This is a genomic window from Lutaonella thermophila, assembly GCF_055387725.1.
Map to the genome: position 1 here is coordinate 1,597,720 of NZ_AP043783.1, position 14,781 is coordinate 1,612,500.

Sequence of the window (14,781 nt, forward strand, 5' to 3'; positions counted from 1 at the left end):
ATTTATTAAGTATATTTTTTACGTCTTACTAAGAAATAAAACAAGGCAAAAACTCCAAAAATAACTAGCGGAGAAATTATATTTAGCAATTGCCATTTGGTTTTTTCTTCTGCAATTTTTTGGGTGTCTAAGAAAGCAAGACTAACTTTTTTAGTTCTTATGCTTAACAATCCGGAGTCGTCTAAGAGGTAGTTAACAGTGTTTAATAAAAACTCTTTGTTTCCATAAAAATTATTAGTCCACTTATCATACCCAAGCTCTAAAGGCCTTCCGTTGTTTAGTTGATTTTTTATGATATCACCATCAGACACAACTACCATTTTAGATGGCTTTCCGGTATCTGCATGAGGAATATTTTTAAGTGGTTTTACTCGATTGGTATAAGCCGATGTAAAACTCCCCTCTAACAATACAGCAACAGGTTTATTACCATTAGTATAGGTTTCTTTATTAGGCGGTCTCATAATAATATCTAAGCTAATTTGCTTAGGAGCACCTTCTGTTTTAGAGAGTGGAGAGCTGCTTAAAAGTACCGTTTTTTTTATGTTGTTGTTTAGGGTGTCTATAGGGTTAGCAAATTGCAATCTAACAGCTTCTATGTTGTTGTTTATTGCATGATCATTTTTTGATATTATCATAGGATGATACACCCATGGAACAGGATTGTATTGCGATGAATTGCCCTCTCCGCTAGCCAAAACTATTTGTGTAAAGTACAAATCGTTTATTATACTCGGATTAACTCTAACCCCATATTTAAACAACAAATCGGTTAAATTTAAATCTCTTGGCAATGCTATTGTTTTACCGGTTTCATTATATAAACTATCTACTTCTACAGCTACTTGGTCTATTAGCCATAGCATTTTGCCTCCGTTAACAACATATTGGTCTATTACGTGTTTTTGCTCTTCAGAGAATGGTTTTGTGGGTTTAGCAACTATAGCAAGGTCAAAGTTTTGTAATTGGGTTAGTGTTTTTTTTGGGTTTGATGCTACAGAATCTAAAGTAAAAGGAGCAATGCTATAGTAATCACGCAAGGCGGTTAAAAAATCGGCTATATAAATATCGTCTAACTGCCCATTACCTTTAAGTATGGCAATTTTCTTCTTGTTTTTTATAGTGAGTTTGGTTAATGCATCTGTAAAGGCATATTCTAAATGTTGCACAGAGTTGTTAACGCGTTCTTCTGTGCTTGCTCCCAGTTTATTTTTTAATAAAGGTACTTTAACGCTTTGGTTATCTAAATTAGCAATAGCCCATGGGAAAATTAGCTCTTGAGATACTTTACCACCTTCATTAACTGTTACTTGGGTTGGTGTTAAACCAAGTTGTTGAAGCTGAGCGATAACAGCATCTGTATTTTCTTCGTCTGCTAAAGGATCAATAAATTGATATTTAATATTGGGGTTTTTAGCAGCAAATTCTTCTAATAATTGTCTGGTTTCTACTTGAAGCCGTTTAAATTCCGGAGGAAAATTACCATCTAATAAAACATCTATAATAATTGGTGTGGTAATTTCTTCGAGTTTATTTAAGGTGGGATCAGAAAGGGTATAGCGTTTATCTTGGGTTAAATCTATTCTAAAATAAAATTTAGAACCTAAAAAGTTTAGCACTAAAATCCCAAAAAAGACCAGCAGTATATTCCAAATATTTTTTTTAGAGAATTTCATATGTGCTAAGCGGTTTTTTTAATGTTTAGTTGCGTTAAGTAAAGAAATAATCCGGCCACAGATAAAAAGTAAATGATATCTCTTGAATCTATTACACCTCTGGCTATACTATTAAAATGAGCTTTTAAGCTTAGGTTACTTGCCCAGTCTCCCAGTAAATTTGAATAGGTTAGTGCTTCTACACCAAAGTAGAGTAAAAAACATAAAATAACAGCTATTATAAAGCACACTATTTGGTTTTCAGAAAGGGTAGATGCAAAAATGCCAACACTGGTATAAGAGGCAATTAAAAATAGCATGCCAAAATAAGAACCCAAAGTACTCCCAACATCTAAATTACCTTGTGGGTTGCCCAGTTTCCAGACGGTAAAAACGTATAATAAAGTAGGTATAAGTGCAATTACAACTAATAAAAAAGCACCAAAATACTTTCCTAAAACTATTTGCCAGTTGCTTATAGGTTTAATTAAAAGCAACTCTAAAGTGCCCAACCTTTTCTCATCAGAAAAACTTTTCATGGTGATTGCCGGGATTAAAAAAATTAAAATCCACGGTGCTAAATCAAAAAAAGCTGTTAGGTCTGCAAAACCATAGTCAAGAATGTTAAAATTCCCTTTAAAAACCCATAAAAAAAGACCGTTTAGTAATAAAAAAACGGCAATAACTAAATATCCGATAGACGATGAGAAAAAAGCATTTATTTCTCTTTTTAAAATAGCAAGCATACGTTTAGTTTAAAGATACGATTTTGTTTACGCTCCAGGCTTCCGGTTTTTGTTTAAACCATTGTTTTGTGGTTTTCCAAACTTCTTTAAATAAATTAGAGTTTCTGTAATTTTCTAAAGCTGCATCAGTTTCCCAATAACTGTATGTAAAAAAAATAGTTGGATTGTTTTTGTCTTGATATAATTCTAAAAAAGAACATCCTTTAAAAGCTCTAATGTATTGCTTATTGGCATGAAAATGTGTTAAAAAATCATCAACATATTCTTCTTTAAATCCCATCTTTACAATTCTAACTAACATTACATAAAATTTATAGTTACAGTATCTCTGTAAGATAGCCCTAAAAGCGTTGCAGCACCTCCTACGGTATCTAAATTACTTTTGTAAATGGCTAACTCTAAATATCCGCCAGAATTAAACAAAGCTAATTTTTTACCGTCGTCTTCACGTTTGTTTTTGGGTAACGTAAAGTTAATAGCGTCACTGTATTTAGAGTATATTTTGGTAAACTTATAATTTCTAACCAAAAGCTCAAAGCTTCTTCCTTTAGCAATTTGCTCAAAATATTTTTTGGTAATATTGGTTACCACATTGCCGTAATTATCTATATAAATAACATTACCAATTATTTTGGTTCCTTCAGCATTAACAATAGGGCTCAATCCTTTAATTTCTTTTAAAGTATCTATTGGTTTGCCCACCACTTCTAATTTACCACCTCTGCAAATATGGCATGCTACTTTTACAAATACTTCTAAAACCGGAAAAACATTAGGTAAATTTTCATGAATATTGATTTCTACAATCGAGTCGGCCTTAAATTCGGCTAAAAGTAAGCTTAAAATACCATTATTGGCAGCTATAAAGTAATGTCCATCAAAAGCTATGGCAACATGCTTGTTTTCTGGAGTAAGTTCAGAATCTACACCAACAATATGTACTGTTCCTTTGGGAAAGCTACTATATGCATTTTTTAAAATATAAGCTGCTTCTTGAATGTTAAACGGACTGATTTTATGTGAAATATCAACAATAGTTACAGTTTTCATTTCAGATAGTATAGCCCCCTTCACAGCGCCAACAAAGTGATCTTTTTCACCAAAATCAGTAGTTAAAGTAATTATGGGCATGGTAAAACTGTTGATATTTTTTAGCGTGTTGGCTTTATTTTTTCAGTAAATTTGTTGTACAAATCTAATAAATCCTAAATTGATTACTTAATTTAATTATATAGCTTTTGAACGAACTAATTATTGAACTTACCGAGATTAGCCCAAAAGATTTTTTTGGCACTCAAAATGCTAATATCGAATTCTTAAAAAAACACTTTCCTAAACTTAAAATTGTTGCCAGAGGAAACAAAATTAAAGCCTATGGTGATGAAGATTTATTAGAAGAATTCGATAAAAGATTTGATATGCTTGTTACACACTACGGCAAGTACAATCAACTAAACGAAAATATAATAGAGCGCATACTAACCAGTAAAAGTAGTGAAGACTACGAAACTTCTGATGATAGTGGCGAGGTACTTGTACATGGTGTTAGTGGCCGATTAATTAGAGCTCAAACAGCAAACCAAAGAAAATTGGTAGAGCTAATGAGAACTAACGATATGGTTTTTGCTGTTGGTCCTGCCGGAACTGGTAAAACTTATACCGGAGTTGCTTTAGCAGTAAAGGCATTAAAAGAGAAACAAGTAAAACGTATTATTTTAACCAGACCAGCTGTTGAAGCCGGAGAAAATTTAGGGTTTTTACCGGGCGATTTAAAAGAAAAGCTAGATCCATATATGCAGCCACTTTATGATGCCTTGCGTGATATGATTCCGGCAGAAAAACTTCAACATTACATAGAAAACGGAGTTATTCAAATTGCTCCCATGGCTTTTATGCGTGGCCGTACTTTAGATAACGCTTTTGTAATTTTAGACGAAGCACAAAATACAACTCATGCGCAAATGAAAATGTTTTTAACGCGTATGGGAAAAAATGCAAAGTTTATGATTACAGGAGATCCCGGACAAATAGATTTACCTAGAAGAGTTACCTCAGGATTAAAAGAAGCGCTCCTTGTACTTAAAGACCTTAAAGGAGTTGGAATTCTTTATTTAGATGATAAAGATGTAATAAGACACAAATTAGTAAAAGGCATTATAGAAGCCTATAAAAAAATAGAACATAACAACTCTTAACGAAAGAATGACTAACACATTAACGGCCACAAACTTTAACTTTCCGGGGCAAGAAGAGGTTTATAGAGGTAAAGTAAGGGAGGTCTATAAGCTTGCTAACGGTCTGTTGGTAATGATTGCAACCGATAGGCTATCTGCTTTTGATGTAATTATGCCTAAGGGCATACCGTACAAAGGACAAATCCTAAATCAGATAGCAACAAAAATGATGCAAGCCACTCAAGATATTGTTCCCAATTGGTTAATTGCATCGCCAGATCCCAACGTTGCTATTGGTTATAATTGTACCCCTTTTAAAGTAGAAATGGTTATTAGAGGGTACTTATCCGGTCATGCTGCTCGAGAATATAACTCTGGTAAAAGAGTTCTTTGTGGCGTAAGTTTACCCGATGGAATGAAAGAAAACGATAAGTTTCCGGAGCCCATTATTACACCCGCTACAAAAGCAGAAAAAGGAGACCATGACGAAGATATCTCTAAAGAAGAAATTTTACAAAGAGGTATTGTTTCTGAAGAAGATTATAAAATACTCGAAGAGTATACAAAAAAGCTGTTTCAACGTGGTACTGAAATTGCTGCAAAGCGTGGATTAATATTGGTAGATACTAAATATGAATTTGGTAAAACTCCCGATGGCAAAATTGTTTTAATAGATGAGATTCATACTCCGGACTCATCTCGTTATTTCTATGCAGAGGGCTATACAGAACGCCAAAAACAAGGGCAACCACAAAAACAATTGTCTAAAGAGTTTGTGAGGCAGTGGTTAATAGAGAATGGATTTCAAGGCAAACCCGGACAGCAAATCCCGGAGATGACCAACAATTACGTAAATACAATATCTGAAAGATACATTGAGCTTTACGAAAACATTATGGGAGAACCTTTTATAAAAGCAGATATTAGTAATATTCAAGACAGAATTTACACGAACGTTACTAATTATTTAGCTAAACTTTAAACAGTAGTACTCATAAAATAAAAAAAGCATCGAATACCACGATGCTTTTTTTATTTTTATAACAATTAATTAATCAACCAAAACCAAAAATGAGTAATTATCATATTAAACATTTAGAAGAATATTTTCAAGTTTACAGAAAGTCGGTTAGAGATCCTGAAGTTTTTTGGGAAGAAATAGCAGAAGAACATTTTATTTGGAGAAAAAGATGGGATAAAGTTTTGCAATGGGATTTTTCTAAACCCGAAGTAAAATGGTTTGAAGGAGCTAAGCTTAACATTACAGAAAACTGTATAGATAGGCATTTACGAATTAGAGGAGATAAAACAGCTATAATTTTTGAGCCTAATAACCCCGAAGAAAAAGCTCAGCACATTACCTACAACCAATTACACGAGCGAGTTTGCAAATTTGCTAACGTTTTAAAAGAAAAGGGAATTAAAAAAGGAGATAGGGTATGTATTTATTTACCAATGATTCCTGAGTTAGCCATTTCCGTACTAGCATGTGCAAGAATAGGAGCTGTACACTCGGTGGTTTTTGCAGGATTTTCATCAACAGCTTTAGCCACAAGAATAAACGATTGCGAAGCTAAAATGGTGATTACATCAGACGGAGCTTTTAGAGGGGCCAAAACCATAGATTTAAAAAGCATTGTAGATGAGGCTTTGCAAAATTGTAAAACAGTTGAATCTGTTTTGGTTGTAAACAGAATTAACAACCAATGCAACATGTTAAATGGCAGAGATTTTTGGTTAGAGCCTCTTTTAGAAGAAGCATATAAAGATTGTGTTCCTGAAATTATGGATGCAGAAGATCCATTGTTTATTCTCTACACATCAGGCTCTACCGGAAAACCTAAAGGCATGCTACACACTACAGCGGGGTATATGGTTTATACAGCTTATACCTTTAAAAATGTATTTCAGTATAAAGAAAACGATGTGTATTGGTGCACTGCAGACATTGGTTGGATAACCGGCCATAGTTACATTGTTTATGGGCCTCTTGCTAATGGTGCTACAACAGTAATGTTTGAAGGTGTACCAACATACCCGGATTATGGTAGGTTTTGGCAAGTTGTACAAAAGCATAAAGTAAATCAGTTTTATACTGCTCCTACCGCTATTAGAGCTTTGGCTAAACAAAATCTTTCTTATGTAGAAAAGTACGATCTATCAAGTTTAAAAGTGCTTGGCACAGTAGGAGAACCTATAAATGAAGAAGCTTGGCACTGGTATAATGATAATGTAGGGAAGAAAAAATCTCCGATTGTAGATACCTGGTGGCAAACAGAAACAGGCGGAATTATGATTTCTCCCATTCCATATGTAACCCCAACCAAACCCACTTATGCAACATTGCCTTTACCAGGAATTCAACCGGTTTTGGTAAACGATGCGGGAGAAGAACTAAAAGGCAATCAAAAAGAAGGTAAATTATGCATTAAGTTTCCGTGGCCCTCTATGGCCAGAACAATTTGGGGCGATCATGAGCGCTACAGAAAAACTTATTTTTCTGCCTTTAAAAACAAATATTTTACAGGAGATGGTGCTTTGCGTGATGAGGTAGGATATTATAGAATTACAGGTAGAGTAGATGATGTAATAATTGTATCCGGACACAACTTAGGTACTGCACCAATTGAAGATGCTATTAACGAGCATCCGGCAGTTGCAGAATCGGCAATTGTTGGATTTCCTCACGAAGTAAAAGGTAATGCATTATATGGTTTTGTAATTTTAAAAGAAGTAGGAGAGACCAGAAATCATGAGAATTTAAGAAATGAAATAAATCAAATAATTTCAGAACATGTGGGTCCAATTGCTAAACTAGACAAAATACAGTTTACCCCCGGGCTTCCTAAAACACGCTCTGGTAAAATAATGAGAAGAATTTTAAGGAAAATTGCTTGTAAAGAGACCTCTAATTTAGGTGATACAAGTACCCTATTAAATCCGGAAGTGGTAGAAGAAATCATTAAAGGTGCATTGTAATTAAAAAGCCCTGCTATTTACAGGGCTTTTTAATTTATAAAGGTATGTTGCCGTGTTTTCTGTCCGGTCGCTGAGGTTTTTTGGTTTCAAGCATGGCAAAAGCTTTTAATAGTTTTTTTCTTGTTTCGTATGGTTCTATCACTTCATCAATAAAACCTCGTTCTGCTGCACTATATGGGTTGGCAAACTTATCGGCATATTCTGCTTCTTTTTCTTTCCATTTTGCTTCCGGATCTTTAGCGGTTTTAATTTCTTTTTTAAAAATAATCTCTGCTGCACCTTTTGCACCCATAACTGCAATTTCTGCTGTAGGCCAAGCAAAATTCATGTCGGCACCAATGTGTTTAGAGTTCATTACATCATATGCTCCACCATAAGCTTTTCTTGTAATAACAGTAACTCTTGGTACAGTTGCTTCGCTAAAGGCATAAAGCAGCTTTGCTCCATGTACAATAATACCATTCCATTCTTGGTCGGTTCCCGGCAAAAATCCTGGTACATCTTCAAAAACTAGTAAAGGAATATTAAAACAGTCACAAAAACGAACAAATCTTGCCGCTTTTTTAGAGCTGTTAACGTCTAAAACTCCGGCTAAATGCATTGGTTGGTTTGCAACTATACCAATACTTCTTCCTCCTAATCTTGCAAAACCTACAATAATGTTTTCTGCGTAGTCTTTGTGTATTTCGTAAAAAGAATCTTTGTCTAATACACCATTTATAACCTGGTGCATATCATAAGGTTTGTTTGGGTTATCGGGCACAATGGTATCTAACTCCGGTCTAAGCTCATTATCTGTTTCGTATGGTAGATTTTTAGGAAGCTCTTTGTTATTTTGAGGCAAATAGCTTAGTAGTTTTTTAATAGTGTCTAAGCAAGCAACATCATTAGCAGTAGTAATATGTGCTACTCCAGATTTAGAGGCATGTGTGCTGGCGCCACCTAATTCCTCTGAGGTCACGTTCTCGTTGGTAACGGTTTTAACTACATTCGGACCGGTAACAAACATGTAACTGGTATCTTCTACCATGATAGTAAAATCTGTTATTGCCGGAGAATAAACGGCGCCTCCGGCACACGGACCCATTATGGCAGATATTTGAGGAATTACACCAGATGCCTGGACATTTCTGTAAAAAATATCAGCATAACCACCTAAAGACCTTACACCTTCTTGAATTCTGGCACCTCCTGAATCATTTAAACCTATAACTGGAGCACCTACCTTTACAGCTAAGTCCATTATTTTACAGATTTTCTCTGCATGGGTCTCTGAAAGCGAACCGCCAAAAACAGTAAAATCTTGAGCAAAAACATATACTAAACGCCCATTAATTGTTCCGTAGCCGGTTACAACGCCATCACCATATATTTTTTGCTTATCCATACCAAAATCTGTAGTACGGTGCGTTACAAGAGCTCCAATTTCTTCAAAAGAGCCTTCGTCTAATAAATATGCAATACGCTCTCTGGCCGTTAACTTGTTACTTTGGTGTTGTTTTTCTATTCTTTTTTCACCGCCACCAAGTTTTGCTTTATCTAATTTATCTTTAAGAATTGCTTTTTTATCTTTCATTTTAGTAGTGCTTTACGATTGGTTTTTAGGCAATCTTACTTTTTGTGCATCTTGTAAATATTGTTTAACAGCTAATAATGCTGCAAGCTCTGCTTCTTGTTGTTGATCTTTTTTTATGCTTTCTGCAGCATAATATTTTTTTACAAAATGTGTATCAAAATCGCCAGATCTAAATGCTTCATGTTCGCATACAAACTTGCCAAAAGGTAATGTGGTACTTACGCCGGTTACTTTATAATCTGTTATTGCTTTTCTCATTAGCTCTATAGCTTCTTCTCTTGTTTTGGCGTAGGTTATAAGTTTAGCCAACATTGGATCGTAATAAATAGGGACTTCCATTCCTTCTTTAAAACCATTATCTACTCTAATACCTTTTCCTTTTGGTAATGTATATGTTTTAAGCGTTCCTACACTTGGAAGAAAATCATTTAATGGGTCTTCTGCATATACTCGTAGTTCTAATGCGTGCCCATTAATAGTTAGGTCTTGTTGTTTAACCGGTAGTTTTTCTCCTCTGGCAACTCTAATTTGAAGCTCAACTAAATCTAATCCAGTAATCATTTCGGTTACAGGGTGCTCTACCTGAAGCCTTGTATTCATTTCTAAAAAGTAAAAGTTTTTATTTTCATCTAATAAAAACTCAACAGTACCTGCACCCACATAATCACAAGATTTGGCAACACTTATGGCAGCTTGCCCCATTTTTTCTCTAAGTTCTGGAGTAATCACGGCAGAAGGAGCTTCTTCTACAACCTTTTGGTGTCGCCGTTGTATACTACACTCACGTTCAAAAAGATGAATGTAATTACCATGGGTGTCTGCCATTACCTGAATTTCTATATGGCGTGGCGAGGCAATGTATTTTTCTATAAATACAGCACCGTCACCAAAAGCAGATTGGGCTTCACTTATAGCACGCTCCATTTGCGAAGCAAGTTCTGATTCTTTTTCTACAATACGCATTCCTTTACCACCGCCACCGGCAGATGCTTTAATTAAAATTGGGAAGCCTATTTTTTTGGCAATTGCAATCGCTTCGTCTACATTGCTTATAGCTTTATCGGTTCCGGGAACCATGGGAATGTTGTATTGTTTAACAGCTTCTTTGGCTGCTAATTTGCTCCCCATAATTTGTATGGCTTTGGATTTAGGACCAATAAAAGTGATATTGTTTTTTTCTACAGCTTCAGCAAATTGAGCATTTTCACTTAAAAAACCATATCCGGGGTGTATAGCATCAGCGTTTAACTGTTTAGCTACTTCTATAATTTTATTTACTAATAAGTACGATTTATTTGATGGAGGCGGACCAATACAGACTGCTTCATCTGCAAATTCAACATGCGGAGCATTACGGTCTGCTTCAGAGAAAACAGCTACGGTTTTAATTCCCATTCTTTTGGCCGTTTTCATTACACGTATAGCAATTTCCCCTCTGTTGGCTACAAGTATTTTTTTCATAAAACTTAGTTTACTATTGGAAAGTTACTAGTAATTGGTTTTTATCTACAGCATTGCCTTTGGCAACTTCAACAGATTTTATTACACCATCTCTGGGCGAGGTAATAATGTTTTCCATTTTCATGGCTTCTAAAATCAAAAGCGTGTCTCCTTCTTTAACTTCAGCCCCTTCAGAAACAGCAATATCTAATATTAAACCGGGCATTGGAGCCTTAATTTGATTAATTTCTTTACTACTTCCGGAAGCAAAGCCAAGAGCTTCTATTAGCTGATCTAAATCATTTTTAATAGCAACGGTGTAAGTATTATTGTTAATAGAAACCTGATATGTTTTTTTATTGAAGTCTACACTTTTTACAGCAGCTTTTATAGATTTATGATTGTGAAGCACATGATATAAATTGTTTCCAAGAGGCTTTACATCTAAATTTTCAACCTTGTTTAAAGAAACAGAAAAATCAAACTCGTTATTTACAGTAGTTTTAAAAATAGTACTCATTTGCGTGCTATTTACAAATTTTTGAGTGTAAATATAACGATTAAAACCTACTTACTATAAAGCAATAATGAGCACAAAACTCTATTAGATAACGTATTATAAGCTGTTTTTTTTTGAAGTTTACCAATAAAGTAAACCATGTAGTTATTTAGAAATTATACTTAAAAGAGGGGCGCTTAAATTATTAAAGGTTAGTAACAGTATCGGCTATGTAAATAAGCTCTGTTAATATAGCCATATTTTTGGCAAAGTGCATTCCTTCAAGAAGTTTTAATTCTTTTGTTTTTTCTTGCCAAAATCTGTGAATGGTAAACGAAGCAATGATTAAAAACACCGATAACCCAACTATGCCATAAAGCAATAAATATCCTGTAGCTAAACTTAATCCGCCTGCAATTAAAAGAACGCCACTAATTTTAACCATAAATTTAGGTGATATAAGTCCTTTTTTATGCGCGTATTCTTTATAAATATGGGTGTTTACCAAATGATTTACACCGTTTAAAAAAAAGAAAACCCCAAGTAATATTAGTAATATAGTTTTAATCATGCTGTTGTTTTTAATATTTAAAATACCTCTTAATTAAATAGTAATCTACTAAAGTTAAGAGAGTTCAGATAAATAAGAAAGTACTGTATTGTAATATTCTTTAGAGTGGGGTACAAGCTTCATTTTTTTTGATGTAGTTGTTACAAGCTTTTTAAAATCATCAAAATAAATCCATTGCGTAGCAGCAACTTCATCATTATCTATTTGTATTGAAATATTTTCTGATCGTATAAAGGCTAAAAAAACAGTATGATATTCAAAATCTTTTATACCGTTTAAATGGATGTGCTCTTCTTTTATATAAGCTATTTTTTGAAGCGATTTTTTAGAAAGTGTCAAGCCAAGTTCTTCTTTTGTTTCTCTAACTGCAGCATCAAGAAGGTGCTCGTTGTGTGCTACATGACCTGCAACAGAAACATCCCAAAACAGTGGGAACGTTTTTTTTAAGGCAGAACGCTGTTGAAGCAAAACTTCATTTTTATCATTATAAATCCATACATGAACAGTGGGGTGGTAGTAACCATACTGATGCGCTTGACTTTTTAAACAGGTTTTTCCGGTAGGCTGGCCAAGCGCATCGAGTATGTCTACTAATTCATCCATAGTTTAATCAAAATAACTAAAGCTATCCCCGGCTTTTATTTTAAGTAAAGACTCGTAAATGAGCTTTATTACATTTTCTACATCATTTTTATGTACCATCTCTACAGTGGTATGCATATAACGTAAAGGTAAAGAAATTAAAGCCGAAGCAACCCCGCCATTACTGTAAGCAAAAGCATCGGTGTCTGTTCCGGTCATTCTAGAAGAAGCCATTCGCTGAAACGGAATGTTTTTCTCTTCGGCAGTTTCTATAATTAAATCACGTAATTTATGTTGTACTGCAGGAGCATAAGAAATTACAGGACCTTTGCCTATTTGGGTTTCTCCTTGAGTTTTTTTGTCTATCATAGGTGTTGTGGTGTCATGGCAAACATCTGTAACTATAGCAGCATTAGGCTTTATGGTATGTGTAATCATTTCTGCACCACGTAAACCAATTTCTTCTTGTACAGAGTTGGTTATGTATAAACCAAATGGTAGCTTTTTGTTGTTTTCATGTAACAACCTGGCTACTTCTGCAATCATAAATCCGCCAATTCTGTTGTCTATTGCTCTACAAACAAATTTATCATTATTAAGTATATGAAATTGGTCTGGGTAGGTAATAACACAGCCTACATGAACCCCCATTTTTTCAACTTCTTCTTTGTCTTTTGCACCTATATCAATAAAAATGTTATCAACTTTAGGCGGCTCTTCTTTACTTTTATCTCTGGTGTGTATTGCCGGCCAGCCAAACACTCCTTTAACAATTCCGTTTTTTGTATGAATATTAACTACCTTAGAAGGGGCAATTTGGTGATCACTCCCACCGTTTCTAATAACATAAATTAAGCCATTATCTGTAATGTAGTTTACATACCAAGAAATTTCATCAGAATGTCCTTCAATTACCACTCGGTAATCAGCATCAGGGTTTATAACACCAACAGCTGTTCCGTAAGTGTCGGTTATAAATTCATCTACATAAGGTTTTAAATAATCCATCCATATCTTTTGCCCTTCCCATTCATAACCCGTAGGGGCAGCATTATTAAGGTATTGCTCTAAAAAGGCTAAAGACTTTTTATTGAGTATAGAATTTTGTGCCATAGTGTTAAATTTTATTGGCACGAAAATACTAATAATCACCTTTATATTATAGTAGTAAATTTGGTTATTAGTAATTTTGGAATGATTTTGGTTTTTAGGTTAGTTATGAAATACCTTTTAGTAATAAGTTTGCTTTTATACTCAACTACTTTATTTGCACAAGTAAAAGATAAACCGTTAGACTCTATTCAAAAACAATATATAATTATGGAAGGAGACTCTATTGTTAAAAGCGCAATAGAGTTAGAAGAGGTTTATGTGTTCGGAAAGCTAACTTTCGATTCATATCAAGAAAAATTAAACTATTACATTCTTCAAAGAAAAACACTAAAAGTATATCCGTATGCAAAACTGGCTGCAGTGAGGCTTGTAGAACTCAACAATAGGCTTGAGCAAATAAAATCTAAACGTAAAAGAAAAAAGTACACAAAGCTTATTCAAAAATATATAGAGGAAGAGTTTTCTGCCGAGTTAAAAAAACTAACCAGAACAGAAGGACAAATTTTAGTTAAGCTAATTCACAGACAAACAGGCGAAACAGCTTTTAATTTAGTAAAAGATCTTCGTAGCGGATGGAGGGCATTTTGGTATAACACTACAGCAAAAATGTTTAATATTTCATTAAAAGAAGAATACAATCCAGAGGCCGTTCATGAAGATTATTTAATCGAAGATATATTACAAAGAGCATTTGCAGCTGGCAGGTTAGAAAAACAACCAACAGCATTACAATTCAATTATTGGAATTTAACCAATAAATGGAAAAAAAAATCAGAAACCAATTAGTTGGTCACTACAAGAAAATGTGTTATCTTTACCGTCCTTTTGCTTCAAAATCAGAAGGTTATTTAAGTTCTCCAAATTATTAACAAAAGTGTTGATAAATAAGAGGTAAAAATTTTTCAAAAATATTTTGGTTAGTTTTTATCCTTTTCTATATTTGCACCCGCTTTCGATAAGGGAGTTGATAAAGATAGAGAAATATAGGATCATTGAAATACTGTTAACAGCACGCGTTTTAAAGAGATTTAGAGCGCAGAAATAATTTAAGCAAGACCGTCCTTTTGAGTAATGGCTGGGATAAGCTTTTTTTTGTTGTTAGTTTGCTTATTTAGATAATATATACAGACAAACAATGAAGAGTTTGATCCTGGCTCAGGATGAACGCTAGCGGCAGGCCTAACACATGCAAGTCGAACGGTAACAGGAGATTGCTTGCAATCTTGCTGACGAGTGGCGCACGGGTGCGTAACGCGTATAGAACCTACCTTTTACTGGGGGATAGCCCAGAGAAATTTGGATTAATACCCCATAGTATTATTGCTTGGCATCGAGTAATAATTAAAGCGATAAGCGGTAAAAGATGGCTATGCGTCCTATTAGCTAGATGGTGTGGTAACGGCACACCATGGCTACGATAGGTAGGGGTCCTGAGAGGGAGATCCC

Annotated in this window: 14 protein-coding genes and 1 rRNA gene (1 of these 15 only partly in view); 5 read left to right on the forward strand and 10 right to left on the reverse strand. The window is 34.5% G+C overall.

The features are described from left to right. Nucleotides 1-5: 5 nt before the first annotated feature. Genes gldG through ACZ5CF_RS07525 form a run of 4 tightly spaced genes read right to left on the reverse strand, consistent with a single transcriptional unit; the run spans nt 6 to nt 3,532 of the window. On the reverse strand, nt 6-1,676 hold the full coding sequence (gene gldG, locus ACZ5CF_RS07510) for a gliding motility-associated ABC transporter substrate-binding protein GldG (protein ID WP_464578612.1): 1,671 nt from the start codon (nt 1,674-1,676) through the stop codon (nt 6-8). A 5-nt stretch (nt 1,677-1,681) separates the two neighbouring features. Then, entirely contained in the window at nt 1,682-2,401 is a 720-nt protein-coding gene (gldF, locus tag ACZ5CF_RS07515; RefSeq protein WP_464578613.1) for a gliding motility-associated ABC transporter permease subunit GldF, read from the reverse strand. A gap of 4 nt (nt 2,402-2,405) precedes the next feature. Further along, nucleotides 2,406-2,702, reverse strand: a complete 297-nt coding sequence (locus ACZ5CF_RS07520; RefSeq protein WP_464578615.1) for a putative quinol monooxygenase — start codon at nt 2,700-2,702, stop codon at nt 2,406-2,408. Beyond that, complete coding sequence (locus ACZ5CF_RS07525) at nt 2,702-3,532, reverse strand: SAM hydrolase/SAM-dependent halogenase family protein (RefSeq protein WP_464578616.1); 831 nt, start codon at nt 3,530-3,532, stop codon at nt 2,702-2,704. Before ACZ5CF_RS07525 ends, ACZ5CF_RS07520 begins: the two co-directional genes overlap by 1 nt. A gap of 107 nt (nt 3,533-3,639) precedes the next feature. On the opposite strand from ACZ5CF_RS07525, the gene ACZ5CF_RS07530 reads away from it, so the two are divergent. The 3 genes from ACZ5CF_RS07530 to acs all read left to right on the forward strand — a co-directional run bounded on the left by ACZ5CF_RS07530 (nt 3,640) and on the right by acs (nt 7,554). Beyond that, nucleotides 3,640-4,596, forward strand: a complete 957-nt coding sequence (locus ACZ5CF_RS07530) for a PhoH family protein (protein WP_464578617.1) — start codon at nt 3,640-3,642, stop codon at nt 4,594-4,596. A gap of 7 nt (nt 4,597-4,603) precedes the next feature. Next, nucleotides 4,604-5,557, forward strand: coding sequence for a phosphoribosylaminoimidazolesuccinocarboxamide synthase (locus tag ACZ5CF_RS07535; RefSeq protein WP_464578618.1), 954 nt, complete (start codon nt 4,604-4,606; stop codon nt 5,555-5,557). A gap of 89 nt (nt 5,558-5,646) precedes the next feature. After that, nucleotides 5,647-7,554, forward strand: coding sequence for an acetate--CoA ligase (acs, locus tag ACZ5CF_RS07540; RefSeq protein WP_464578620.1), 1,908 nt, complete (start codon nt 5,647-5,649; stop codon nt 7,552-7,554). A 34-nt stretch (nt 7,555-7,588) separates the two neighbouring features. Here acs and ACZ5CF_RS07545 read toward each other — a convergent pair whose 3' ends face one another. The 6 genes from ACZ5CF_RS07545 to ACZ5CF_RS07570 form a co-directional block, all read right to left on the reverse strand. Then, nucleotides 7,589-9,130, reverse strand: a complete 1,542-nt coding sequence (locus tag ACZ5CF_RS07545) for an acyl-CoA carboxylase subunit beta (protein ID WP_464578621.1) — start codon at nt 9,128-9,130, stop codon at nt 7,589-7,591. A gap of 12 nt (nt 9,131-9,142) precedes the next feature. Then, complete coding sequence (gene accC / locus ACZ5CF_RS07550) at nt 9,143-10,591, reverse strand: acetyl-CoA carboxylase biotin carboxylase subunit (protein ID WP_464578622.1); 1,449 nt, start codon at nt 10,589-10,591, stop codon at nt 9,143-9,145. A 13-nt stretch (nt 10,592-10,604) separates the two neighbouring features. Beyond that, nucleotides 10,605-11,090: an acyl-CoA carboxylase biotin carboxyl carrier protein subunit gene (locus ACZ5CF_RS07555; RefSeq protein ID WP_464578623.1), complete on the reverse strand. Its 486-nt coding sequence runs from the start codon at nt 11,088-11,090 to the stop codon at nt 10,605-10,607. Between the two features lie 184 nt (nt 11,091-11,274). Next, nucleotides 11,275-11,640, reverse strand: a complete 366-nt coding sequence (locus ACZ5CF_RS07560; protein ID WP_464578624.1) for a DoxX family membrane protein — start codon at nt 11,638-11,640, stop codon at nt 11,275-11,277. A gap of 54 nt (nt 11,641-11,694) precedes the next feature. Then, a complete protein-coding gene (locus ACZ5CF_RS07565; protein ID WP_464578625.1) occupies nt 11,695-12,243 on the reverse strand; it encodes an NUDIX hydrolase in 549 nt (182 codons plus the stop codon). Nucleotides 12,244-12,246: 3 nt separating this feature from the next. Further along, nucleotides 12,247-13,335 (reverse strand): M42 family metallopeptidase, encoded by a 1,089-nt coding sequence (locus ACZ5CF_RS07570; RefSeq protein WP_464578626.1) that lies wholly within the window; start codon nt 13,333-13,335, stop codon nt 12,247-12,249. 105 nt (nt 13,336-13,440) lie between these two features. Between ACZ5CF_RS07570 and ACZ5CF_RS07575 the strand changes: the two genes are divergently transcribed. Both ACZ5CF_RS07575 and ACZ5CF_RS07580 read left to right on the forward strand, forming a co-directional pair. Continuing rightward, a complete protein-coding gene (locus tag ACZ5CF_RS07575; RefSeq protein WP_464578627.1) occupies nt 13,441-14,121 on the forward strand; it encodes a DUF4294 domain-containing protein in 681 nt (226 codons plus the stop codon). A 346-nt stretch (nt 14,122-14,467) separates the two neighbouring features. Further along, nucleotides 14,468-14,781, forward strand: a 16S ribosomal RNA gene (locus ACZ5CF_RS07580); it runs 1,217 nt beyond the window's last position.